General features: G+C 36.9%; 20 protein-coding genes. 2 read left to right on the top strand and 18 right to left on the bottom strand.

Translation table 11 applies throughout. The features are described from left to right. The 12 genes from NITER_RS09745 to NITER_RS09690 form a co-directional block, all read right to left on the bottom strand. A complete protein-coding gene (locus tag NITER_RS09745; protein WP_084274744.1) occupies positions 1-1,581 on the bottom strand; it encodes a PAS domain S-box protein in 1,581 nt (526 codons plus the stop codon). A 21-nt stretch (positions 1,582-1,602) separates the two neighbouring features. Next, the gene (locus tag NITER_RS09740) at positions 1,603-2,283 is read right to left on the bottom strand and encodes a sulfite exporter TauE/SafE family protein (RefSeq protein WP_269457004.1); all 681 of its coding nucleotides are present in this window, start codon (positions 2,281-2,283) and stop codon (positions 1,603-1,605) included. Between the two features lie 36 nt (positions 2,284-2,319). Then, complete coding sequence (locus tag NITER_RS09735) at positions 2,320-4,395, bottom strand: TonB-dependent receptor (RefSeq protein WP_084274746.1); 2,076 nt, start codon at positions 4,393-4,395, stop codon at positions 2,320-2,322. 195 nt (positions 4,396-4,590) lie between these two features. Beyond that, positions 4,591-4,824, bottom strand: coding sequence for a hypothetical protein (locus NITER_RS09730; protein WP_084274747.1), 234 nt, complete (start codon positions 4,822-4,824; stop codon positions 4,591-4,593). Next, complete coding sequence (gene carA, locus NITER_RS09725) at positions 4,818-5,963, bottom strand: glutamine-hydrolyzing carbamoyl-phosphate synthase small subunit (protein ID WP_084274748.1); 1,146 nt, start codon at positions 5,961-5,963, stop codon at positions 4,818-4,820. The genes NITER_RS09730 and carA overlap by 7 nt, the downstream gene beginning before the upstream one ends. Beyond that, positions 5,960-6,514: a DUF507 family protein gene (locus tag NITER_RS09720; protein ID WP_084274749.1), complete on the bottom strand. Its 555-nt coding sequence runs from the start codon at positions 6,512-6,514 to the stop codon at positions 5,960-5,962. Before NITER_RS09720 ends, carA begins: the two co-directional genes overlap by 4 nt. An 8-nt stretch (positions 6,515-6,522) precedes the next feature. After that, a complete protein-coding gene (locus NITER_RS09715) occupies positions 6,523-7,776 on the bottom strand; it encodes an adenylosuccinate synthase (RefSeq protein ID WP_084274750.1) in 1,254 nt (417 codons plus the stop codon). 3 nt (positions 7,777-7,779) lie between these two features. Next, positions 7,780-8,628: an ATP phosphoribosyltransferase regulatory subunit gene (locus tag NITER_RS09710; protein ID WP_084274751.1), complete on the bottom strand. Its 849-nt coding sequence runs from the start codon at positions 8,626-8,628 to the stop codon at positions 7,780-7,782. Then, positions 8,629-9,738 carry a pyridoxal-phosphate-dependent aminotransferase family protein gene (locus tag NITER_RS09705; protein WP_084274752.1) on the bottom strand — a complete coding sequence of 370 codons (1,110 nt, stop codon included), beginning with the start codon at positions 9,736-9,738 and terminating at the stop codon, positions 8,629-8,631. A gap of 115 nt (positions 9,739-9,853) precedes the next feature. Continuing rightward, on the bottom strand, positions 9,854-11,032 hold the full coding sequence (locus tag NITER_RS09700; RefSeq protein WP_281847726.1) for a BspA family leucine-rich repeat surface protein: 1,179 nt from the start codon (positions 11,030-11,032) through the stop codon (positions 9,854-9,856). A gap of 53 nt (positions 11,033-11,085) precedes the next feature. Next, positions 11,086-12,489, bottom strand: coding sequence for a BspA family leucine-rich repeat surface protein (locus tag NITER_RS09695; protein ID WP_197685266.1), 1,404 nt, complete (start codon positions 12,487-12,489; stop codon positions 11,086-11,088). A 42-nt stretch (positions 12,490-12,531) separates the two neighbouring features. Beyond that, entirely contained in the window at positions 12,532-14,130 is a 1,599-nt protein-coding gene (locus NITER_RS09690) for an outer membrane protein assembly factor BamB family protein (protein ID WP_084274753.1), read from the bottom strand. A gap of 105 nt (positions 14,131-14,235) precedes the next feature. Here NITER_RS09690 and NITER_RS09685 point away from each other — a divergent pair, with 105 nt between their 5' ends. Beyond that, the gene (locus NITER_RS09685; protein ID WP_159445285.1) at positions 14,236-15,363 is read left to right on the top strand and encodes a CAP domain-containing protein; all 1,128 of its coding nucleotides are present in this window, start codon (positions 14,236-14,238) and stop codon (positions 15,361-15,363) included. A 28-nt stretch (positions 15,364-15,391) separates the two neighbouring features. Here NITER_RS09685 and NITER_RS09680 read toward each other — a convergent pair whose 3' ends face one another. Next, the gene (locus NITER_RS09680) at positions 15,392-15,541 is read right to left on the bottom strand and encodes a hypothetical protein (RefSeq protein WP_159445286.1); all 150 of its coding nucleotides are present in this window, start codon (positions 15,539-15,541) and stop codon (positions 15,392-15,394) included. 25 nt (positions 15,542-15,566) lie between these two features. Here NITER_RS09680 and NITER_RS09675 point away from each other — a divergent pair, with 25 nt between their 5' ends. Further along, complete coding sequence (locus tag NITER_RS09675) at positions 15,567-18,665, top strand: chitobiase/beta-hexosaminidase C-terminal domain-containing protein (RefSeq protein WP_159445287.1); 3,099 nt, start codon at positions 15,567-15,569, stop codon at positions 18,663-18,665. A 38-nt stretch (positions 18,666-18,703) separates the two neighbouring features. Here the strand turns inward: NITER_RS09675 and NITER_RS09670 are convergent, their stop codons facing one another. The 5 genes from NITER_RS09670 to NITER_RS09650 form a co-directional block, all read right to left on the bottom strand. Beyond that, positions 18,704-19,882: a BspA family leucine-rich repeat surface protein gene (locus NITER_RS09670; RefSeq protein ID WP_084274756.1), complete on the bottom strand. Its 1,179-nt coding sequence runs from the start codon at positions 19,880-19,882 to the stop codon at positions 18,704-18,706. 52 nt (positions 19,883-19,934) lie between these two features. After that, positions 19,935-21,263, bottom strand: coding sequence for a BspA family leucine-rich repeat surface protein (locus tag NITER_RS09665; protein ID WP_084274757.1), 1,329 nt, complete (start codon positions 21,261-21,263; stop codon positions 19,935-19,937). A gap of 53 nt (positions 21,264-21,316) precedes the next feature. Further along, on the bottom strand, positions 21,317-22,870 hold the full coding sequence (locus NITER_RS09660; RefSeq protein WP_197685267.1) for a BspA family leucine-rich repeat surface protein: 1,554 nt from the start codon (positions 22,868-22,870) through the stop codon (positions 21,317-21,319). A gap of 396 nt (positions 22,871-23,266) precedes the next feature. Further along, entirely contained in the window at positions 23,267-23,704 is a 438-nt protein-coding gene (locus tag NITER_RS09655) for an Hsp20/alpha crystallin family protein (RefSeq protein WP_084274758.1), read from the bottom strand. Between the two features lie 200 nt (positions 23,705-23,904). Further along, entirely contained in the window at positions 23,905-25,281 is a 1,377-nt protein-coding gene (locus tag NITER_RS09650) for an LVIVD repeat-containing protein (RefSeq protein WP_084274759.1), read from the bottom strand. Positions 25,282-25,292 lie beyond the last annotated feature (11 nt).

Genomic DNA, 25,292 nt, shown 5'->3' with positions numbered 1-25,292 from the left:
TTACACCTTTACAGGAAGTTTTATTATAAATTTGGCACCACTTTTGCCATTTTTCACCCCTAACTCTCCTCCCATACTCTCTTCTATTATCATCTTTGACATATAAAGCCCAAGTCCCGTACCCTTTTTATGCTGCTTGGTTGTAAAATATGGCTCAAAAATCTTTTCTATAATATGAGGAGAAATGCCTCCTCCATTATCTTCAATCTCTATTGTCAGACTATTTTGAGAAGTTTTCATTGATATATTGATAATTTTTTGTGGAGGATTAGCATCAATGAGAGCATCTTTGGCGTTGCTTATAATATTGAGTATTACTTGAGAAAACTCGTTTTTATACCCTTCAACCTCTATATCCTCTTCATATTGTAAATTCACTGCAATTCCACTTTTTTTGAGAACTCCTTCCATAATTGCTTGGGTATTTTTAATTACTTCTGCCACATTAAAACGCTCTTTTTTCTTATCAGGACTAAAAAAATTTTGAAAATCGCTTATTGTTTGCGACATCTTCTCTAAAATTGCGGTACCTTTTTCATAAATCTCATCAATCTTTTCATCACTGCTGAGTTTTTTTATCTTATAGAGAAGTATTCCCAATTCCATCAAAGGTTGACGCCATTGATGTGCGATGTTGCCAAGCATTTCACCTAATGAAGCGAGACGAGCCTGCTGAAACATCATTCTATCTTTTTCCCTATTTTTCGTCACTTCACACTCTACTCTTTTTTCAAGAGTGAGATTTAATTCTCGCAACTGCTTCGTCTTTTCTTCAACCCTTTTTTCTAACTCTTTATTGAGTGTTTCTAACTCTCTCTCTTTTTTTTGCAGTTTTTCTTGCAGTTTAACACTATTTGTGACATCGTAGCGAATTGCAACAAACTCTGTAATATCTCCATTCCAATCAAGAATTGGTATTACAGTAGTATTGACATAAAATGTTGTTCCATCTTTAGCTCTGTTTTTAACTGTACCTTTCCATATCTTTTTTGACAGTATCGTATCCCAAAAACGTTTGAAATTCTCTTTAGGAACATCTGGATGGCGGACAATATTGTGATTTTTTCCTAATAACTCCTCTTTCGTGTATCCAGAAATTTTACAAAACTCATCATTAACATATGTAATAATGCCGTTGATATCTGTTTTAGAGACAATATTGCTACTATCAATTGCATTTTTATATTGATGAAGCATGAAAGTATTGTACTCTTTTACTTTTTGCATAAAGATCTTTGTCTCAAACTCTTGTAGGGTTTTTTTAAGCTGTTTAAAATCATAAGGCTTGAGAAAGTATCTATCAATTTGGGCATTTATCGCTTCATAAAGGAGATCCTCATCTTTTGGACCAATAAATATTACAGGGACTGTAGGAGCTTGTTTCTTAAGCTCTTTACAAAACTCTAAAGAGTCCGCAAGATCGCATACAATGATATCTGCAGGACTGGAGTGAAACTGCTTTTTAGCTTCTTCTTCACTCTTTGCTACTGTTAAATCGTTGACATATTTTTGCAAAAGAGTCTGTAACTCTTCATTATTTGAAACAAGTAATAGCCTAATTTGTTTAATTGGTTCTTTCATACTACTAATTGTACAAAAATTTTAGTGGCAGGTATGAATCGAAGCATGGGGATCAGTAATAAACCAGTATCCTTTATAGAGAAGATATATTCCATAAACAGCAATAATTAAAGAGGCGAGCTTTAGCATTAAAAGCCGAAAACTTGAACTTTTTAAAAACCCCGCAACAGTACCCAAACCAAACATCACAGGAACAGTAGAGAGTCCAAAGATAAGCATTACAACTGCTCCCCAAAAAGGACTTCCAGTTGCAGCTGCGGATGCAGCAAAGAAGTAGACAAGACCACAAGGCAAAAAGCCATTGAGCATTCCTAATAAAAAAAAGCTCCATAGACTTTTTGAATGAATCAGTTTTGAAAATATTGTCCGAAAAAAAGAGTACTGCGTGAGGCTCGCTTCAATGGAAGTCAGAAAACGTAAATTCCCTGAAAGTGACAATCCCATAAGAACCATAAAAATCCCAACTATTATATAGAGGGATCCATGAAGAGTTTTTGAAATGAGCATAATGGAGCCTAAATATCCAAAAAAGGCTCCAATGATTGCATAAGAGGTAATTCTTCCAATATTATAAGCAAGATGCGCCACCCCACCCCAGAGTTTTCCTTTAGCAGGATCGACTTTTGCAGTGGTATAAGCAATAACAAACCCGCCACACATACCTACACAATGTCCTAAACTACCTAAAAAAGCAACACTTATGATACTTAAAAAATCTATTGTATTTATAGTAGCTCCTTAAAATCTCATGGTAAGATTTGCATAAATAAATCTTCCAGGTTCATTTATAAGAACAGGATTTCTCCACCCAATCAAAGAGCGCCCAATATATGTATTATTGACTGCATATGTTTTATCAAAGATATTATCTATACCCACATTGAGTGATATTGTATCACTTAAATCTTTAGATGCCTTTACATTCATAACACCCCATCCACCGATTGCTCTTTCTCCATTATCACTATCATAATCTTTCCAGCCTGCACTTGCAAGCTCTTCTACCATTACGTAATACTCTCCATCATCATAACTCAATGCAACTCTCACATGTAGTGGCGGGATTTGTGCTAGATCATCATCTGTTTGTCCAGCTATAGTATCATCCTTTTTACCTTTTTGATAACTGATAGCTCCCTCAATCATCATATAATCTCCCAAAGAGCGGCGTAATGAGAGTGAACCTCCATAAAGATGTGCATCAATATTTGTCCAAGTGAGGTAATATTTTTTTGGATCTTTATTGCCTCTATTGGTTCTATATCCATAAATATAGTCTTTAAGATCGCTATAAAATATAGAGGCTTCAAGCTCTGTGTCAAAAAGTGTAGTTTTAAGTCCAATGTCTAGCTCTCTATTTTTTGTCTCTTGGAGATTTGGATTTCCTTTGCGACTCCAGTTACCCATCATAAAACCAATAAAATAGAGCTCTTGCGCATCTGGAACTCTTATTCCCTGTCCTAATGCAACATACACTGAGCTACTCTCATCGAGCTTGTAATCGAGTTTAAGATTAGCACTTATATCGTTGTAACTGCGAGATGTATGTCCTTTGTAGTAGTTTTGGATAGGTGCAATATTTGCAATTGTAGGATGATGAAGATTGTTTGCATCAATATCAGTGCTATCAAAACGGGCTCCAGCACCTACAGTTAATTTATCGAAAGTTTTTGAAGCCTTGACAAAGAGGGCCCTATTTTTTGTATCTACATCTGGAATGCGTACTTGTCTTGGTTTTTTAGAGGGTTCACTCAGACAAATTCCATTCCAGTTACGCAGACTTCCATCCACTCCCACTTGCCACAATATATCTGCTACCAAAAAACTATTTTTGATTTTGAGTCCTTCAATACGACTTTTGACATGGTGCGTACGATACATTTTTCCACCCATCATTACGGCAGCGTTGCGAAACTCTGTACCCATATCATGCGTTACGGTAGAGTAGTAGCCTTGTACAAGAAGCTCTTTTGAAAAATCCCCTAAATTTTTGATTATATAACTTCCATTAAGCATGAGAGTTTTATCCAACTGTGCATCCATCTGAAAAGCAGGATAGAGTACATCAGTAGCTTTATCACTATATAAAGAGAGTTTGATGCGCTGATTATCATCTATATCATATATCGCTTTTGTCTGTATTGTGGCTCTTGTGTATGCATCGATATTTTTATATATTTCTTGATATGCATTTGGATCAGACTTGCCAAGACGATCCCAATTTTGCTCCACTAAAGTTTTACCACTTCCATCTTCATACTGCTCGCTATTTTCACGGCTCACACCAAGAGAGAATTTAAGTTTCTCATCTCCTCCCTCAATTTTTGCATCAAATTTGTTGTAACCATAGCTTCCTATTGTTATATCACCTTCGCCATTAAAACCTTCTTGCGGATCAGCAGTTAAGACATTTACTCTTCCACCCATACTGCCAAAATTTTCCACATCAAATGGCCCCTCGGCAACTTCTACTTTTTGTATATCGGCAATGGAAATATGCATGGCTGGTGGGTCCATGCGGTTTGGACACGCCCCATATATTTTAGCTCCATCTATGAGCACATTTATATCATCCCGTTTAAAACCTCGTAACACGATATCATTTCCAATAGCACTTGCACGCACCATATTGATTTCAGGAACATAGCTGCTTAAAATCTCAGCTAAATCTTGCTGCCTTGTGAATTTTACTTCATCAGCTTGTACATCTGTTTGAGCTTGTAAAGCACTCTGCTCTACAACCACTTTTTCCACACTAATATCTGCAAAGAGGGTCATAGAGAGTGTGAGAAAAAGCAAAAGACTCTTTTTCATAATTGCCACCTTGGAAGTTGTTTTCCAAAATTATTACAAAGGAGTGTTAAGTAGAAATTAAATTGGTAGCCATTCCGGCACTAGGTGCCGAAATGCAAAGGAGTAAGAATGAATTCACATAGTAAGTCTACACCATAATTGTAAATAATATGTTAATAGTTATAAACTATTAAAAATAGTATAAATTTTGGAAATCTATGCTTCTTTTTTGCATTTAATAATTTCAATATTTTTAATCGATTCTAGCCTTCCTAGAAGCCTCTCTAACTCTTGTATATTTTTTTGACACTCCTCTTCTAGTTTAGCCTTTTTCTCTTTAACTACCTCTATCTGCTTTTCAAGCTCTTCCATCGGCAGACGACAATCCTTTGCTAACTCTTCTTCTTTTTGCAAAACCCACTCTGTCATTTTTTTGAGAAAATCTAACATCTATGTTCCTTTTGTTGAAGTATAAGTTTTTTAAATTCGCCAAAGACATATGCACTCTCATGAGGACCAGGACTTGCTTCTGGGTGGTGCTGTACACTAAAAATTGGCGCATCATTGTAGCGTACTCCCTCAATCGTATCATCAAAAAGGTTGCGGTGTGTTACTGTAGCTATCTTTTCCAAAGCTGTTGGGACGTTATAATTATGGTTCTGCGCTGTAATTTCTATCTTTTTGGTTGCTTCATTACGTACAGGATGGTTGCCGCCATGGTGACCAAATTTAAGTTTATATGTAGGATAGCCATGCGCAATAGAGAGGAGCTGATGGCCTAAACAAATTCCAAACATCGGAATTTTTGCCTCGATCAGCTTTTGGATCTTGGCATGCACATCTTTGAGAATAAGGGGATCTCCAGGGCCATTGGAGAGAAAAACTCCATCAACTTTTCCCTCCTTAAAATCAGCAATCACATCCTCCACAGGATACATATGAGGAATAACCTCTACACTTAGTCCAGCTTCAGTAAGGTTATTGAGAATATTGCGTTTTACCCCAAAATCGTATACATAAATTTTTGCTTCTGGCTCAGGCGGATTTTTATAGCAAAACGCTCTTGCATCATAAGTGGCTGTTGTATGTGTATAGGGCTTTTTTGTTGAAACAGCTTTAATATAGTCTATCTCTTCAATACGTGGAGCAGCAGCAAGGAGCTTCTTTAACTCCTCTTTATCCGCAATTTCTGTACTTGCAATCATCATACAAGCGCCCTGCTCTCGTACAGTTTTTGTCAAAAATCTCGTATCAATATCACATATTCCCATTACATCATATTTTTTCAAAAGTGCTGCGAGACTCTCTTGGGCTCTAAAATTAGAGTATCGCTCTTGATAGTTTCTGACAATTACTCCTTTTGCCCACGCAGCCTTGCTTTCATAATCCTCATCATTGACGCCAACATTACCTATTTCTGGCATGGTAAAAGTAACAAACTGCCCTGCATAACTTGGATCTGTAACAATCTCTTGATATCCTGTCATAGAAGTATTGAAGACTATCTCACCTGTTTTAGTACCTTCTGCACCAAAACTCTTTCCTTCTAAAAATATACCATACTCAAGATAGATCCAAACCTTTTTCATTGTAGCATTCCTCTTCGTCGCAATTCATCTTCAAACATTCTTTGAAAGACAAGTTCGAACTCTTCTGTGCCAGGGATGAGCTTTTTTTTATAGTGACTTATCTTTTCCAATACAACATCTTCTATCTCATCATAGCTTTTAATATAGTTCATAATTGCATCGAATATTACATTTTTTACTTTATTATCTGGAACATCATATAAAATGAGATCCTCTTCATAGAGTCTTTTTAAGATCTTATGCGCCATATCGTTATATTTATCTTCAAAATCCAAAATCACTCCATATTCAGGTGCCAAACGTTTTTTAATCAATTTAAACAGCTCTCTTGTATCTGCAAGATTAAACTCAATCTCCTCTTCATTCTCTTCTATAATCTCTCGCACATGCTCATCTAACGCAGCCTCTTTTTTCAGTTCCTCTTCAAGTACCTCTTGGGCAATCTTCGCTACAGGCTCAATACCACTGGTAAGTTTTACAAAAGGAGCATTGAAGAGATCTATTGCTATTTTATTTGCCACATAAGGCGCATGTGGAAGTCTTAGTCTCATACATTCTCCTATTTTCTTATTATTGTATCGGCTCTATCTGGACTTGTGGAGATAAGTGTGATTTTTGTCTCAACGAGATCCTCAATCGCTTCTATATAGAGTTTCGCTTCCACAGGAAGCTGATCCCACTTGCGTACTCCTACCACACTCTCCCAGCCATCAAATTCTACATAAACTGGTTTAACATTTTCGAGATCGCTTGGCACATATTCAATCTTTTCGCCCTCATACTCATAGGCACTAGCAACTTTAATCTTTTCAAATCCGTCAAGTACATCCAGTTTCATAATAGCAAGTTCATCACACCCATTGAGTCTGCATGCATATTTGGCAGCAACTGCATCAAACCATCCACACCTTCTTGGTCTTCCTGTAGTAGTACCAAACTCATGCCCCTGTTGGCGCAGCTTCTCACCATCTTCTCTAAAATCTTCTGTTGGAAAAGGACCATTTCCTACTCGTGTACAGTAAGCTTTCGCAATACCAATCACTCTATCGATATCTTTTGGTGCTAGTCCTAGACCTGTGCAAGCGCCTGCTGCGATAGTATTCGAGCTTGTTACAAAGGGGTATGTACCATGATCGATATCAAGCATCGTCCCTTGTGCGCCTTCAAGCAAAATCTTTGCTTCTCCTACCTCTATGAGATCCCACAAATAGTTTGTCACATCCACCACATAAGGCATGAGCGCCTCTTGATAGCGTGTAAGTTCATCCAAAAGCTGCGCTTTTTTTGGCACTGCTACACCAAGAGCTTGAAAGTAAGCGCTATTTGCAGCAAAATACTCCATTATTTTGTCTGCTAACTGCGCTACATCTTTAAGTTCTCCAACCCGATGCCCCTGTCTTGCAACTTTATCGCTATATGCTGGACCAATACCTCGACCAGTTGTTCCTATTGCATTTTTACCGCGGAGTTTCTCTTTGGCTTTATCTATCTCTTCATGGTATTTAAAAATAAGGTGCGCTTTATCACTGATAAGAAGTCTTCCATCAAGATCATTAAACTGCTCCATCTCTTTAAGCAGCGCCTCAGGACTTACTACAACACCATTTCCAATAATATTTGTTGCCTTTGGATTGAGTATCCCAGAAGGAATGAGGTGTAAAGCAATCTTTTTTCCATCCACAACGATCGTATGCCCTGCATTATGTCCACCTTGGTAGCGACACACCACATTATAATCTTGTGCTAAGAGATCAACGATCTTTCCTTTTCCTTCATCTCCCCACTGAATTCCAACTATCAAATCAGCTGCCATTTACTACCTTTTTTCCAAAATCTCAATTATATTATCTGTATAGAGTGCAAAACCACTTGCTTCAAGATCCCCGCTTACATAATCCCCACCCATTGCTACTGTATTATTTCCTTCAAAGAAGCGAAAAAAGAGATCTTTATAGTAGCGCATATTTGCATAGTAAAGGGGAGCTATAATAACATTGTCATAGAGTATAGAAGATACTAGCTCTTTGATTTTCAAAAGCTCTTTTTCAATAACTTCCGGTACAAGTCCAAGTATTTTATCTATATCTTCTGGCTTGGAGATGTAAATAAGCTTTTCCATCCAACTATGCTCAGTCTCAAGCAATCTATCCATATCGCTCGATTTGAGTATATCCAAAGAGATCCCATAGTTTTGCGCTAAAATCTGTGGAATAGCGATATTTGATATCTGCAAGCGTGGCCGAACATTGCAAGCTTGAAGAATAGCTATAACTATCCTCATTGCCTCTGCACTATCTTGCTCTTGTAAAATCTCTGCACCTATTTGAAAATACTCATAGGTGGGATAGCGAAAAACAGGTTGAATATAAAACCATCTGTTATGCTCAGTGCTGCGCCCAAGTCTTTTCGTAATAAGTCTTACAACATCAATTGTACTATCTGCTCGCAGTGTGAGTTTTCGATTTTTTTGGTCATTGACGCGAATAAGCTCGCTCTCATCTTCAATATATTCATGCTGATGGTAGGAAAAAAGTGGAGTAACGATCTCTTCAAATCCACTTTTATAGAGAATTTCACTCGCTTTTTGCTCAATTTCTCTTTTTAGTTTCGCACTCTTTCCAAAATAGAGCCGCGCTCCTTTTGGGATCTCGTGTTGGTATATCATCTACTCCTCGCTAAAATAGATCTCATTGAAAATCTTATTGGCAATGCCTCGATACTCGATTCTACCAAGATCTGCCATCGCTTTTTCTACTGCATTGACTACCCAAGCTGCCTCATTTGGCTCAATCAGTCCCATATGGTTAATGCGAAAGAGTCTTCCTTTGAGATCCTCTTGACCCCCAGCAACATTGACTCCATAACGATTTTTGAGAAGCTTACGAATATCTTCAGCCTGCTCATCATAAATTGCTGTCATAGCATTTGCCGGTTTTTGCGGATAGATAGCAAGCCCCAAAGCCTCTAGTGCTACTCTAGTAGCAGTCGCTCTTCTGTCTGTATGATCGTATACTTCATCTAATCCTATCTCTTTGAGTAAAATATGCAATATTTCTCTTAGGCCAATTACAAGAGTGGTCGCAGCTGTATATGCTGTGGTTCCCTCTCTCTGTTTTTTCAGCTCACTTGCTAAATTAAAATAAAAACCTTCACCCTTTCCTATTTTCCCTAAAGCATGGAGGCTCAATCCAATCATTGCAAGTCCTGGTGGCAACATCAACGCTTTTTGCGAGCCAGTAATAAGTGCATCAATATTGGTCGTATTGATAGGCTCTACACCTACTGCAGTAATACCATCTGCAATAACACTTACATCAGGATTATGCGCTTTAATTGCAGCCGCAATTTCCTCTACAGGATGGCGTAAACCCCCACTACTTTCACATATTTGAATACAAAAAGCATCAATATCGGGATGCTCTTTGAGAGCTTGCACTACATCATCAATTTTTGCAGCAGTGTCCCATGGATATGTAAGTTCTACTACCTCTTTACCAAAGGCTTTGGCAATTTTAACAAACCTCTCACCAAATTTACCTGCATTAACTACGAGCGCTTTTTTGTGACACAGATTCGTAACACACGCTTCCATCGCACCTGTTCCTGTGGAAGCTAGCATCACTGCATCTTGCATTTTTAAAAGATCGAGCAGTAACTCTCGCGTCTCTTTGAAAATCTTGGTAAATTCAGGAGTTCTATGATGAATAGTAGGAAGTGCCATAACTTGGCGAATACGTTCTGGTACAGGAGTAGGACCTGGAGTAAAAAGCAGCATAATTCCTTCCTTTTGCCATATAGTAAAGATAGTATAACAAAAGAAGGATTAAAAGCACCTAACTCTGTGCTAGAATATAAGAGAGTAAACTATGAGAGTCCAGTAAGCCGGAGGCTCACTGGCTTGGGCATGTACCCCATACTGGCTGCAGATCGTCTCTGCCTTCAAATGCTGCACCAGTATCAAAACCAGCAGGTTTTTGTGGGATTTTACTCACACACCAGTTATGGATATTTTGGTTGAAACTTTGGGCATAGTAAAACATATAATTCATATTTGTCACATTAGATGTATCCCAATCTCCTATTGGCTGATTGAAGCTTACGGCAAAATAAAACATATCGCCCATATTCGTCACATTGGACGTATTCCAATTACCAATTGGCTGGTTGAAGCTTGCAGCATTTTCAAACATCATAAACATATTCGTCACTTTAGACGTATCCCAATCTCCGATTGGCTGATTGAATTTCAAAGCATATTGAAACATATTACTCATCTTCGTAACATTCGATGTATTCCAGTTTCCTATTGGCTGGTTGAAGTTTGTAGCATAATAAAACATACCACCCATATCCGTCACTTTCGAGGTATTCCAGTCATCTATCGGCTGGTTAAAATTCACAGCATAGTAAAACATCATATGCGTATCCCTCACATTTGATGTATCCCAGTTTCCAATCGGCTGATTGAATTTCACAGCATACCAAAACATATCACTCATATTCGTCACATTTGATGTATCCCAGTTACCTATTGGCTGGTTGAAATCTACAGCATCACGAAAAAGATCACTCATATCTGTTACTTTCGATGTACAGATATGCTCATAATCATCATGATTGGGATTCATGTTGTAAAGCATTGTATTATCTACTACTTTATATGTGACGCCATTGATTTTAAATGTATCCCCTGGAGAGAGGGAATTACATTTAATTGTCTTAATAGTTGCAAGATTAACATTTACCTCTTGATTTGGAGAAGTTATCTCCAAGATGGTTTGTGGCTGGGTAGAGCTTAGATGAAGTGTATGATCACTTACAGATGCTTTAAAAGATGCAGAGAGGTTTGTCCATCTAAAGTAACCGTTTTGATCGAGCCCTTCTAATTTATAGAGGCCATTAGTTCCTCTTGGATTATATATCCAGTCATATGCTCCCGAGCCATAGTGAACGAAGTAGCCATCTATTGGATAGTTAGCTTTTTTACCTACTTGACCCACTACATCTTCACTGGGAGCACCAAAGAGAATGGAAGCAAGGAGGAGAGAAGAAAGTGCAAGGCGTTTCATGGTGTATCCTTTTTGTGTGAAAAATGATCAAAAAGCCCAGCAAGCCAAAAGGCTCACTGGCTTGGACATGTACCCCATACTGGCTGGAGATCGTCTCTTCCTTCAAATGCTGCGCCGGTATCGAACAGGGTTGGTTTTTGAGGGATTTTACTCGCGCACCAGTTATGGATATTTTGGTTGAAACTTTCAGCATAGAAAAACATATAATCCATATTTGTTACATTTGATGTATCCCAGTCTCCAATCGGCTGATTGAAGCTCGTGGCATGGGAAAACATAGCATACATATTTATTACTTTCGAAGTATCCCAGTTGCCGATAGGTTGATTGAAGCTTGCAGCATGGGAAAACATATAATTCATATTTGTCACATTGGATGTATCCCAGTCTCCAATCGGCTGATTGAAGCTTGTGGCATTACGAAACATACTACGCATATTCGTTACATTCGATGTATTCCAGTTTCCTATTGGCTGATTGAATTTCACGGCATATTCAAACATACTACTCATATTCCTCACATTGGATGTATCCCAGTTTCCTATCGGCTGATTGAATTTCAAAGTATTGTAAAACATATTACTCATATTCCTCACATTTGATGTATTCCAATCTCCGATAGGCTGATTGAATTTCAAAGCATTGTAAAACATACTATTCATATTCGTAACATTGGATGTATCCCAATCTCCAATTGGCTGATTGAAGCTTGTAGCATAATAAAACATATAACTCATATTCGTCACATTGGATGTATTCCAGTTTCCTATTGGCTGATTGAAGCTTGCAGCACCCCAGAACATACCATACATACTCGTCACATTTGATGTATCCCAGTTACCAATAGGCTGGTTGAAGCTTACAGCAAAATAAAACATATCACTCATATCCGTCACATTGGATGTATCCCATTTACCAATTGGCTGGTTAAAATCCACAGCATTAGAGAAAAGATTGTTCATATTCGTTACTTTGGATGTGCAGATATGCTCATAATCATCACTCTTGGGATCCATGTTGTAAAGCATTGTATTATCTACTACTTTATATGTGACGCCATTGATTTTAAATGTATCTCCTGGAGAGAGTTGAGTACATTTAATTGTCTTTATAGTTGCAAGATTGACATTTACCTCTTGATTTGGAGTAGTTATCACTAATATAGTTTGTGGCTGGGTAGAGCTTAGATGAAGTGTATGATCACTTACAGATGCTTTAAAAGATGAAGAGAGGTTTGTCCATCTAAAGTAACCGTTTTGATCGAGCCCTTCTAATTTATAGAGGCCATTAGTCCCTCTTGGATTATATATCCAGTCATATGCTCCCGAGCCATAGTGAACGAAGTAGCCATCTATTGGATAGTTAGCTTTTTTACCTACTTGGTTTATTATATCTTCACTTGGAGCACCAAAAAGAATGGAAGCAAGGAGGAGGGAGGAAAGTGTAAGGCGTTTCATGATGTATCCTTTTTGTGGTGTTGAGTATTATTCTTTTATACTCTATTTCAAGCTTCTTATATGAAACTGGGCATTGTGATAATCAAACCCGGTAAAATAGTCGCCAATATTTTCCCACATGAAATAGCCTGTGGTATCAATCCCTTCAAGTTTGACCAAAGTGTGCATATTATTTGCAAGATAGACCCAATCATATGCACCTGAGCCAAAATTGAAAAAGAACCCATCTACTCTATACTCTTTTGCATGCATCTGTTGGAGATACCCAGGAGATCCTGCTTTTACCTGCAGCTGTATTCTCACATCATTATTTGCTCTTTGTGTCACACTTACATTTGTGATATATCTTGATAGTATGCTCCATTGAAAATATCCTTGAGCATCAAGCCCTTCTAGTTTTGCTACAAGGCTCTTGTTTGCAGTAATATAGAGCCAGTCATATGCTCCTGGGCCATAATGGATGAAATAGCCTTGCAGTGGAAAGCTTCTGTTTGCCAATTTATCCAAATATGCCAAAGTCTTTACAAAACCTGTATTGTAGACATCATGTTTAAACTTTGGCCATGGAGTGTGGGCTAAAGTGCTCTCTACTTGAATTGCATAAAATGTTCCATATGCGGTTCCTATATAAAGTATTTTGTTTTTATCAATGGTTGGTGAAGAGTGGGAAAACGAAAACTCTTTTAAAAATTTTTTCCATTTCATACTTCCATTTGGATTTATGGCATAAAGATAATTATCCCAAGAAGGAACATAAATTATTCCATTTTTCCCAATTACTGGTGTTGATAAAATCCAGTTATCTGTTTTAAATTTCCAGCGCAACCTCCCTTCTATATCGATAGCATACAGATATCCATCTTCTGAACCAATATAAATTGTTCCATCTTGCGCAATTACTGGAGAGGTTTCATAGATAGGGCCATTTGTTTTGTATTTCCATTTCAAACTTCCATCGGGATTAATAGCATAGAGATAGGTATCCATGCTACCTATGTAAATAGTTCCATCTTTTCCAATCGCTGGAGATGACCAAATCTTATCTGCTGTTTTGTATTGCCATTTTAATGTTCCATCAGAATTGATGGCATAAAGCTTTTTATCATTACATCCAATGTATATAGTTCCATCTTGAGCAATAGCTGGAGAAGAATGCCTAGTAGCATCATCAAAAGGGAAAATCCATTTAATGGTTCCATTGGGATTTATGGCATATAAATTATGTATTATATTACTTGTTCCAATGTATAAAGTCCCATCATTTCCTATTCCCATGGACATTTGCATATCGGGAAATTCATTCACTTTCAATTTCCATAAAATATCGCCTTTTTTAGATATAGCATAAATATAGTCAAAATGCGAATTGATATAAATAGTGCCATCTTTTCCTATAACAGGAGAATATTTTTGTCTAGATTCTTCTAGTTTTACTTTCCATTTTAGTATTCCATTTGGATAGTATGCAAAGAGATATTCATCTGCACCAAAGTAGATGACTCCGTCTTGGTCAATTGTAGGTGCTCCTACTATATGAATATCGTAAACTTTTTTTGGAAGTTGAACTTTCCAAAGAATATTACCCACATTCTCCGCATATACAAAAATTATTAGACTGCATAAAAAAATCAATTTTTTCATCTTACACCTCTTAATATTAAGTGATACAATTAATCTTTTTATTAAAAGTATTATTGTAAATTTTAATGTATGCTGCCTTAATAAATATTAAATGGAGATAGAAAATTGCAAAAAGTCATTATTGTTCTATTTTGTTTGATTATTTTTGCATGGGGTGATAAAAACGAAGCATATAGTTATCTCTCATCATTACGCAGTGCAGCAACCCTCAATAGTTTTACCAAAAACAGGTATCTCGATATTGCAGCACAAAAACATAGTGACTATATGGCATTGCATGAGATAGTTTCTACATATGAGGATAGTTCGAAAACAGGATATACAGGATATAGAGCAAAAGATAGGGCTATAGATGCCGGATTTCAGAGCAGATGGGTTATAGAAAATGTCAAAAAGACAAAAAAAGATATAAAACAAGCTATCGATGAACTCATGGCAGAAGTAGATAACAGATTCATTTTTCTCAATCCTTACATGAATATAGTAGGTATAGGAGAAGCAAAAAGAAGCGAATATAATTATTATACCTTTGATATTGGCAATAGCTATCTGGATAGCTTATGTAGAAGGAGTGATACCTATTCTAGCGGACGTTATTATTACAATGTTTGTGCGGACACAGATAAAAAAATTGATCACGATCTATATCTCAATGAAAAAAAGCGAGTCGCTTTGGGCAATCCTGCTATTGTGGTATGGCCTACAGAATCCAAAAAAGTCTATCCTGCTCTTTTTGATCTAGAGGGAAGAATGGATTGTTACTTTGCGGGATATCCCATTACAATGGAGTTCAATCAATATAAAATAGATGAAATCCCTACTATTCTCTCCTTTTCATTGAAAAATCAGGCAGGAGAACCTGTTACTTTGCAAAAATGCAAAGTTTCTGATTACAAATATGCTTTTATTCCGATAAATAGACTTTTATGGAATAGAAGATATAGGGTAGAAGTGGAATATAGTGTTGGTGACAGCACTTTTACAAAATCTTGGAATTTTTATACGGAAGATCCCCCTTATCCTATGTTTATAGTCTATAAAAATGAGGACAATAAGCATATTTACAACATCACATCTGATGAAATATACGCACTCTATGTGGAACCAAAAGATTGCAAGGATAAATTAAAAAGTGTGTATTGGAATCGATATGGAGTTGAAAATATTGAAGCTGGATTTTTGGATAGGAATACTATATGGTTTAAGATGCGTGGAACATCCGGGTGTATGTGAAGTTGCAATTTGGCAATGGTAAAGTTGTCTATTTGCATCTAAGACAGCAAGCTTCCTCTTTATCAAGTTCTTCAAGTAGTTCTTCACTCATGTCAAGTAGTAGTTCCTCATACAGTTCATTAAGCAGTTTTTCAAGTATATCCAGTAGCAGTGTACCAAGCGGCTCTTCAAGCAGCACAGCTAATCCATATCTAAATAAGCTTTTGCAATATCTTGTATCCAAAAAATTTAAAATTTATGGGAAATTTTATATATATGATTTCAACCATGATGGCACTATTGATAAAAGCGACTGGATATTTGAAGCATCGGCCAGTGATTATTATCGACTTTTGGGTGTGAAGCCTTCCGAAAACAATGCATTCGGCTGGCAAAAATTATCTCATATCCCTGCGGATTTGGATAAAAACCGGGATCTGCAAGGATATTTCTCCTACATAGCATTTAACGAGGATAGCGATCAAAGATTTTCATGGATATATGTTACAAAAGATGGCGCTGTCTATAAGCTGATGGGAGCGACTTCACAAAATACATTTTACTATTTAGATATAGATGGTAACAATATTCCTGACGAACTTTTGGGTATAAGAGTCAAAAAAGAGGGGAAGAATCTCATCATCTATTGTGATGGTAGCTATCCTGCATGTATGTCAGGAAGCATGAATATAGAATCTCTCCTGCCTGGAGTGAATATAGATGATTTTATAAACAATCCTCCAAGTACAACTCTAAATGTAGAACATGAAATAGAAAGTTTTTCACTGCAAAAGGCAGATGGTAGTATAGAATTGGCTCTCGATAAATCAGAAAAAATAGACGATACTCACTACAAAATTTTTGCTTCACTCGATAATAGTGCCATAAATAAGCCTCTTTTTGTGGGGGAAAATTTCATAGGCATGATCGAATCTATAGATGAGAGAGGAGCATATTGCATAGCAACCCTTAAGGATCCTCAAAAATTGGAAGATGTTATCAAAGAACTTTCATTTAAAGTAAAAAGTAGAGAAACAAATTTTCAAAGAACTCTTCGTTCAGGAATACTCAAAAGCAAATATGATGCATACAACAAAGATCCCCTTAGATATACCATATATTACAAGGGAGGAGTGACAAGAGATGGAGGTGTATCTCGACCGGTGATGCGTATCGAGATTCCAAAAGGATACAAAATACCACTTTCTTTAAAGGATATAGAGTGTCATTTCGATGTGAGCCGGTGTGAATTGACAAGAAGAAATATCTCCCTCTCAGGTGAAAAAGAGGCGAAAGTTCCTCTCGATTTTTTCATATCTTTTCCGGATGAGCGCCAGGTATATCTTGAATTTTCTACACAAGGAAGTTTTATAGATATAGGTTTGGCTTTTTTTACACAGGGCGATCTTGGATGGAGTGGTTTGCGCTATATTGAATATACACAGGATATGTATTTTGATGCACATTTGGAATTTAGTATAAAAGGAGATCTCACAAAAATCGCATTGGGTGATGATTTGCATTTTGAAAAAGATATCTCATTGGGGGAGTTTCGTATCCCTATCCCTTTAGATCAAGCTGGAGGTGGAAAACTTGCACGGTTAGAGATAGGAGTAGTACCTACGATTACAGTAGGAATCGAAGGCAAAATCGATGGGCAAATTGTATATAAGTACGATTTTGGAAGAGAAGGATATGCAAAGCTTCGTTATGACAGCTTCAATGGGATAAATATAGATGGAAATTGTAGTGAAAGGTCTCAAGAGGTTACGCAATCAAATCTCAATGTCTCCTTAAGTGCAACAGGCAAAGCCTATCTCTTTCCAAATGTCTCTTTTATTCCCTATGTGAAGTTGGTGAGTGATATTGCTAGGCTGAAAATTGGCATATTGCAAAGCGGTATTACGCTTGATAATGTAATGGTGGGAAAAATCAGTAAAGAATTTATCGCCCAACCATTGGATGATGAAAATGCTTTTGCCACTGAAGCTCAGCTTACGAGCAATATTTACGGTCTAGTGAGAGGTAAATTGGATCTTGAAACCGATATAAAAGGCAAAAAGATCAATGATATCTATGAGACAGATTATATAAATATCTACAAAACCACAAAGTATTCCCTTCTTGATTGGCATAGCAAACTTTTGCTTCCTCCTCAACTCAGAACAAAGGGGCAAAACAATACACAATATGCAGTGGAGTTTTTTAACAAAAATACCGATCTTCAAGATTACATAAAATACTGTTACAATACAGGCTCTTCGGTAGAGGAGACGGAGGATATCTCTATTGAAGATATCCAAAACTGCCCACAGGTTTGGAAAAGAGGTGATAGCCCCCTCTATTTGCCAAAAAATACTGCTTTGAAAGTACGAGCTTTTCTTCGCAATGCAGATATCTCTTCGGGCAAGTGGACATGGGGAAGCTCTGTATCTATGCAACAAGTTTTTTTCCTTTTCGATGTGGAAAAACCGCAATTTTCTCCTGCATCTACCACTTTTGAAGACTCCATCACCATCACTCTCACGCAATCACAGGGAGCAACAATCTATTACAGAATAGGAGAAAGCGGAGATTTTATCCGATATACAGGTCCTTTTACGCTGCATGAGTCTTCAAAAGTGTATGCCTATGCACTACTCTACAAAGAGGGTACATATTATAAATCGAAAACTGTGATACAGCAGTACGAAAAAGCGAGTGGAAACACTCAATGTCTCCCATTTAATGGCCAATGCCTCCCATTGGGAGAAGAGGTGACTCGTTGGGAAGGATTCCCTGCACCAGAGTACTGCTCTTTGCATGCTCCAGACGATTGTGACTTTGGTGAAAATAGAAGCTCTTTGTGCACAAAAGTACAACATAGAGAAGATGGAGTGGATATTACTTGTCAATATAATCCGCCTTACGATCAGCACGGAAATGAACAACCTTGTTCGGCATATAAACTCTATTCAGAGCAATTGAGGAAAAATGGAAAACCTATTGGATATTGGAAATGGTTTAAGCATAAGTGTGGAGAAGAATATATAGTTCAAATATCCCAACATTATTTTGATGAGAAAATGGTAGAAGTACTATACTGTGAAGAACAATTTCCAGAATATGAATGGAAAGCAGATTATCTTTTTCAAGATAATAAATTTATACAACATGGAATAACAATACAAAAATTTTGTCCTTCAGGAAAAATAAGCGTATATACAAGCTATTATGAAGGAAATAGACAAGGATACGAAATTTATTTTAATGAGGATGGATCTATACTTAGTTGTAGTTTTTGGAGTGGACAACTTCACGAAATTTGCACTCCTGGATTCTAAAGTTCTTTTTCTAATGAAATTTCAGCAAGCCAAAAGGCTCACTGGCCAGGGCATGTGCCCCATACCGGCTGGAGATCATCTCTGCCTTCAAATGCTGCACCAGTATCGAAATACGTAGGTTTTTGTGCAATTTTGCTTACGCACCAATTACGGATATTTTGGTTGAAGCTTGTGGCTTGATAAAACATATAATCCATATTCGTTACATTGGATGTATTCCATTTGCCTATTGGCTGATTGAAGCTTGTGGCATCTTCAAACATACCAGCCATATATCTCACATTTGATGTATCCCATTTTCCAATTGGCTGATTGAAACTTGTAGCATTGTAAAACATCCAACTCATATTCGTCACATTGGATGTATTCCAATCTCCTATTGGCTGATTGAAGCTTGTGGCATCTTCAAACATACCAGCCATATATCTCACATTTGATGTATCCCAATTGCCAATTGGCTGATTGAAACTTGTGGCATGATCAAACATATAGCCCATACCTCTAACATTCGATGTATCCCAGTCGCCAATTGGCTGATTGAATTTCACAGCATTATGAAACATAGAACCCATATATGTAACATTGGATGTATTCCAATCTCCAATTGGCTGGTTGAATTTCACAGCACTCCAAAACATACTACTCATATCCGTCACATTGGATGTATCCCAGTTGCCTATTGGTTGATTGAAATTGACTGCATCACGAAAAAGATTGCTCATATTCGTTACTTTGGATGTACAGATATGCTCATAATCATCACTCTTGGGATCCATGTTTTTTAGCATTGTATTATCTACTACTTTATATCTAACGCCATTGATTTTAAATGTATCTCCTGGAGAGAGGGAATTACATTTAATTGTCTTAATAGTTGCAAGATTAACATTTACCTCTTGATTTGGAGTAGTTATCTCCAAGATAGTTTGTGGCTGGGTAGAGCTTAGATGAAGTGTATGATCACTTACAGATGCTTTAAAAGATGCAGAGAGGTTTGTCCATCTAAAGTAACCGTTTTGATCGAGCCCTTCTAATTTATAGAGGCCATTAGTCCCTCTTGGATTATATATCCAGTCATATGCTCCCGAGCCATAGTGAACGAAGTAGCCATCTATTGGATAGTTAGCTTTTTTACCTACTTGGTTTATTATATCTTCACTTGGAGCGCCAAAAAGTGTAGAAGCCAGGAGAAGAGAGGAAAGTGCAAGGCGTTTCATGGTGTATCCTTTTTGTGTGAAAAATAATCAAAAAGCCCAGCAAGCCAGAGGCTCACTGGCTGGGGCATGTACCCCATACTGGTTGCAGATCATCTCTGCCTTCAAATGCTGCGCCGGTATCGAAACCAGCAGGTTTTTGAGGGATTTTGCTTACGCACCAGTTATGGATATTTTGGTTGAAGCTTTTGGCATAGTAAAACATACTATTCATATACTTAACATTGGATGTATCCCAGTTGCCAATTGGCTGATTGAAGCTTGTGGCATTCCAAAACATATACTTCATACTCGTAACATTGGATGTATCCCAATTGCCGATTGGCTGGTTGAAGCTTGTGGCTTGCCTAAACATCTCACTCATACTCGTAACATTGGATGTATTCCAATCTCCTATTGGCTGGTTGAAGCTTGTGGCATTTCTAAACATCCCATACATATACATTACTTTCGATGTATTCCAGTCTCCGATTGGCTGGTTGAAGCTTGTGGCATGGTAAAACATAGAACCCATATACTTCACATTGGATGTATCCCAATCTCCTATTGGCTGGTTGAAACTTATAGCATAATAAAACATTTGATCCATACTCATCACATTGGATGTATCCCATTTGCCAATTGGCTGATTGAATTTCACAGCATTGTAAAACATATAACCCATATCTGTCACTTTGGATGTATCCCAATTGCCTATTGGCTGATTGAAGCTTGTGGCATAAGAAAACATGCCATACATATTAGTCACTTTGGATGTATCCCAGTCTCCTATTGGCTGGTTGAAATTCACAGCACCATTAAACATAGAGTGCATACGTGTCACATTCGATGTATCCCATTTACCAATTGGCTGGTTAAAATCCACAGCATTAGAGAAAAGATTGTTCATATTCGTTACTTTGGATGTGCAGATATGCTCATAATCATCACTCTTGGGATCCATGTTGTAAAGCATTGTATTATCTACTACTTTATATGTGACGCCATTGATTTTAAATGTATCTCCTGGAGAGAGTTGAGTACATTTAATTGTCTTTATAGTTGCAAGATTGACATTTACCTCTTGATTTGGAGTAGTTATCACTAATATAGTTTGTGGCTGGGTAGAGCTTAGATGAAGTGTATGATCACTTACAGATGCTTTAAAAGATGAAGAGAGGTTTGTCCATCTAAAGTAACCGTTTTGATCGAGCCCTTCTAATTTATAGAGGCCATTAGTCCCTCTTGGATTATATATCCAGTCATATGCTCCCGAGCCATAGTGAACGAAGTAACCATCTATTGGATAGTTAGCTTTTTTACCTACTTGGTTTATTATATCTTCACTTGGAGCACCGAAGAGAATGGAAGCCAGGAGGAGAGAAGAAAGTGCAAGGCGTTTCATGGTGTATCCTTTTTGGGTGAAAAATAATCAAAAAGCCCAGCAAGCCAAAAGGCTCACTGGCTGGGGCATGTACCCCATACTGGTTGCAGATCATCTCTGCCTTCAAATGCTGCGCCGGTATCGAACAGGGTTGGTTTTTGAGGGATTTTACTCACGCACCAGTTATGGATATTTTGGTTGAAGCTTGTAGCATTGTAAAACATATAATTCATATTCGTAACATTGGATGTATTCCAGTTGCCAATTGGCTGATTGAAGCTTGTGGCACCCCAAAACATACCATACATATTTGTCACTTTTGATGTATTCCAATTGCCAATCGGCTGATTGAAGCTTGTAGCATATTTAAACATTTTACCCATATTTGTCACTTTCGATGTATCCCAGTTCCCTATTGGCTGATTGAAGCTCTTGGCATATGCAAACATACTATTCATACTTGTCACATTGGACGTATCCCAGTTTCCTATTGGCTGATTAAAGCTTGCAGCACCCCAAAACATACTACCCATACTTGTCACTTTGGATGTATCCCAGTTGCCGATTGGCTGATTAAAACTATACGCATCTTCAAACATACTATTCATATTCGTCACTTTCGATGTATCCCAGTTACCTATGAATTGGTTAAAGCTTTCGGCATGGCGAAACATATGAGACGTATCTGTAACTTTGGATATATCCCAATCCCCGATTGGCTGATTAAAGTTTTTAGCATATTCAAACATATTACTCATATTTACTACACTCGATGTATCCCAATTTTGAATATTTTGATTGAACCGAATTGCATAAAAGAACATATAACCCATACTCGTTACTTTCGATGTATCCCATTTGCCTATGGGCTGATTGAAGCTTGTAGCATATTCAAACATACCATACATATCTGTAACTTTGGATGTATCCCAGTCTCCAATTGGCTGATTAAATTTCACAGCAAAATAAAACATTTGACGCATTCTCATCACATTGGATGTATCCCAATTTCCTATTGGCTGATTAAAGTTCACAGCATTCCAAAACATATTACTCATATTTGTCACACTGGACGTGTCCCATTTGCCTATTGGTTGATTGAAATTTACAGCATCACGAAAAAGATCACTCATATTTGTTACTTTGGATGTGCAGATATGCTCATAATCATCACTCTTGGGATCCATATTTTCAAGCATTGTATTATCTACTACTTTATATGTGACGCCATTGATTTTAAATGTATCTCCTGGAGAGAGGGAATTACATTTAATTGTCTTTATAGTTGCAAGATTGACATTTACCTCTTGATTTGGAGTAGTTATCACTAATATAGTTTGTGGCTGGGTAGAGCTTAGATGAAGTGTATGATCACTTACAGATGCTTTAAAAGTTGTAGAGAGGTTTGTCCACCTAAAGTAACCGTTTTCATCGAGCCCTTCTAATTTATAGAGGCCATTAGTCCCTCTTGGATTATATATCCAGTCATATGCTCCCGAGCCATAGTGAACGAAGTAGCCATCTATTGGATAGTTAGCTTTTTTACCTACTTGACCCACTACATCTTCACTGGAAGCACCGAAGAGAATGGAAGCCAGGAGGAGGGAGGAAAGTGCAAGGCGTTTCATGGTATATCCTTTTTGTGGTGTTGAGTATTAATTTTACATACTCTTTACATACTCTCTATTTCATGCTTTTTGGAATACAGCTCAACTCCTATATTCCACTTATAACACCAAAGAGCGTGGAAAGCAAGGAGGAAACCGTACTTTCTTCTAATTCATTTAATATATTCTTATAACTATTATCACTTTTGTCTACTTAAATTATTATTAAATATAACTACTTGGAATTTTATATTCAATGGTATTTTTAATTTTATTAGCAGCTATTTTTGGATGTAGCCTATAGAAGCATATTCATAATAAGGTAAGTAAGAAAAAATATGCTCGTAGCTTGAACATGGTTGAGAAGAAAAGCCCCTTGGACTTTGCAATCAGCCCAAGGAGCTTGGAGAGGGTTGTTTATTTGACTTCGATTTTTTTGATATTCTCTTTTTGCTCTACTTTTGGAATAGTGATATGAAGTACGCCATCTTCAGCTTTTGCTTCAATTTTTTCTGCATCTGCGTCAGCTGGAAGAGTAAAGCTGCGTTCAAACTTACCAAAGAAGCTTTCAACTCTTTTATACCCCTTATCCTCTTCCTCTTTTTTGAATTTTCTCTCACCACTAATAGTGAGAACATTATCTTTCACTTCAAGGTTGATATCCTCTTTTTTCACTCCAGGTAGATCAACTTCTACATAGTAAGCTTTTTCATCCTCTTTTTCATTCACCGCTGGCATCCAGATATTTTCTACTTGTGTACTTGGTGCCATCTTATTTTCAAATTCGAGCATAGAAGAGATTTTTCTTTCAATATCTCTTAACTCTTTAAATGGATCGATAACCACAGGAATCATCACTCACCTCCTTTTAGTTTTTCGTAATTATATCATCTTAGTCATTCTATGTCAAGTTATATTACTTGAATATATCAAATAAAATATAAAAACATATTAAACTTGATTTTTGATACACAATAATTGTTTTATTAAATACAGGAGGAATATAAGAGAGATTTCAAAATGCCGGGATATCCCGGCATATATAAAGTGAGAGATTATAATTGTATAACTATGAGGCCATTTCCACCATTTGCAATATATCCAAAATTTCCTTTGATTTTTAGATCCATAGCAGGATACGGCAAATATATCGTTTTTTCAAATTGTGGATCTAACGGATTACTTACATCAAATACATCAATAGATGCAACGTTGTTGAGAGCATATAGTTTTTTATGCTCTGGATCTGCAACAAGCTTAAATATTGTATGAGGAGTATCTAAATTTTTTGCTATTTTGCACTCTGGTGTAATAACCACCATTTTTGTCTTTTGGTCGTAGACACCGTAAACATAGCCATCCATCACTACGCCATCTTCAAGCCCCTTAACACTTATAGCTACTTCAAATCTTGGAGCGGTAGGCGTAGCCAAAGAGTATCTCTTCACACCTTCACTACGATCTATTAAATAAAGATAGTCACCACTAATAACTATATCAGCAAAATCACCAGCTATGGTATCACAATAGTTCATGGAGTTTTTTTCAAGATCTCCATAAATAGCAAACACTCCTTTACCATCAAGTGCATAAAGTGCTTTTTTATCAGGTGAGAGCCAAATATTTTCAAAACTCACCCTTTTTTTAGGAACTTTAACTGATGTAATTTCATCAAGATTCTCACTATCAAGCATTTTAATGCCCTTTTTGCCTAAAGCAATATATATTTTATGATGTTGAAAATCTTCCGCTATATCATAAGTCTGTCCATAAATCTTTTTTATACTGAGTTGCGGATTGTAGAAATTTATATAGCTCATATCAAGCACTACCAGACCATTACTCCCATCTGCAATATATACCCTCTGATCCCTTGGAACTACTTTCCAACTAAATCCTCTTGTATCATATGCACTTACAATGTATGGAAAATCTTCCATACTTTTATAAACAAAACTCACTTGGTTATCTTCCAATACATATTCTAAATCCGACAGAGGAGATTGGTACATGTTATTATAAAGATATTCAAACCTATGATCAGATGTTGCACCTATAAGTTTAAATATTTTTCCACTTGTAGCAGAGAGATAGATCCAAGAAAATCTTTTATCACTGTCAAGTGGAAAATCTATAAAAATAAAATAGCCCATTGGTGAAGCATTTTGCAGTTGAATATTGACTTTTTTGAAACCGAAAGCATTATTTGGAGTAGGTTCTGTACCTAGCAGTCTGTATTTATTATTAGTTCTGGTACTTACATATATCCATTCATTGTATCCTATATATCCATCATGATTGAAATCGTAGGTATACATAATGCCATCAACACCAAAATCCTTTGCAGTCAAGTAGGCTTTAAGTTCTTTCACATAATCTGCTCCAAAAACAACTATTTGCAGCAGTGCCATTATCGCTACTACTCTTTTCATCTTTGCCCCTT

It is taken from the genome of Nitratiruptor tergarcus DSM 16512 (genome assembly GCF_027946175.1).
Classification (GTDB): Bacteria; Campylobacterota; Campylobacteria; order Campylobacterales; family Nitratiruptoraceae; genus Nitratiruptor; species Nitratiruptor tergarcus.
This window is presented reverse-complemented; position numbering and strand designations above follow the sequence as displayed.

Excerpts from the sequence above, each read along its gene's own strand:
- NITER_RS09700 (WP_281847726.1), bottom strand. The coding sequence starts at position 11,032 with ATGAAACGCCTTGCACTTTCTTCTCTCCTCCTTGCTTCCATTCTCTTT.
- NITER_RS09730 (WP_084274747.1), bottom strand. The coding sequence starts at position 4,824 with ATGTTAGATTTTCTCAAAAAAATGACAGAGTGGGTTTTGCAAAAAGAA.
- NITER_RS09745 (WP_084274744.1), bottom strand. The coding sequence starts at position 1,581 with ATGAAAGAACCAATTAAACAAATTAGGCTATTACTTGTTTCAAATAAT.
- NITER_RS09660 (WP_197685267.1), bottom strand. The coding sequence starts at position 22,870 with ATGAAACGCCTTGCACTTTCCTCCCTCCTCCTGGCTTCCATTCTCTTC.
- NITER_RS09735 (WP_084274746.1), bottom strand. The coding sequence starts at position 4,395 with ATGAAAAAGAGTCTTTTGCTTTTTCTCACACTCTCTATGACCCTCTTT.
- NITER_RS09695 (WP_197685266.1), bottom strand. The coding sequence starts at position 12,489 with ATGAAACGCCTTACACTTTCCTCCCTCCTCCTTGCTTCCATTCTTTTT.
- NITER_RS09690 (WP_084274753.1), bottom strand. The coding sequence starts at position 14,130 with ATGAAAAAATTGATTTTTTTATGCAGTCTAATAATTTTTGTATATGCG.
- NITER_RS09710 (WP_084274751.1), bottom strand. The coding sequence starts at position 8,628 with ATGATATACCAACACGAGATCCCAAAAGGAGCGCGGCTCTATTTTGGA.
- NITER_RS09720 (WP_084274749.1), bottom strand. The coding sequence starts at position 6,514 with ATGAGACTAAGACTTCCACATGCGCCTTATGTGGCAAATAAAATAGCA.
- NITER_RS09665 (WP_084274757.1), bottom strand. The coding sequence starts at position 21,263 with ATGAAACGCCTTGCACTTTCTTCTCTCCTCCTGGCTTCCATTCTCTTC.
- NITER_RS09650 (WP_084274759.1), bottom strand. The coding sequence starts at position 25,281 with ATGAAAAGAGTAGTAGCGATAATGGCACTGCTGCAAATAGTTGTTTTT.
- carA (WP_084274748.1), bottom strand. The coding sequence starts at position 5,963 with ATGAAAAAGGTTTGGATCTATCTTGAGTATGGTATATTTTTAGAAGGA.
- NITER_RS09655 (WP_084274758.1), bottom strand. The coding sequence starts at position 23,704 with ATGATTCCTGTGGTTATCGATCCATTTAAAGAGTTAAGAGATATTGAA.
- NITER_RS09705 (WP_084274752.1), bottom strand. The coding sequence starts at position 9,738 with ATGCTGCTTTTTACTCCAGGTCCTACTCCTGTACCAGAACGTATTCGC.
- NITER_RS09715 (WP_084274750.1), bottom strand. The coding sequence starts at position 7,776 with ATGGCAGCTGATTTGATAGTTGGAATTCAGTGGGGAGATGAAGGAAAA.
- NITER_RS09670 (WP_084274756.1), bottom strand. The coding sequence starts at position 19,882 with ATGAAACGCCTTGCACTTTCCTCTCTTCTCCTGGCTTCTACACTTTTT.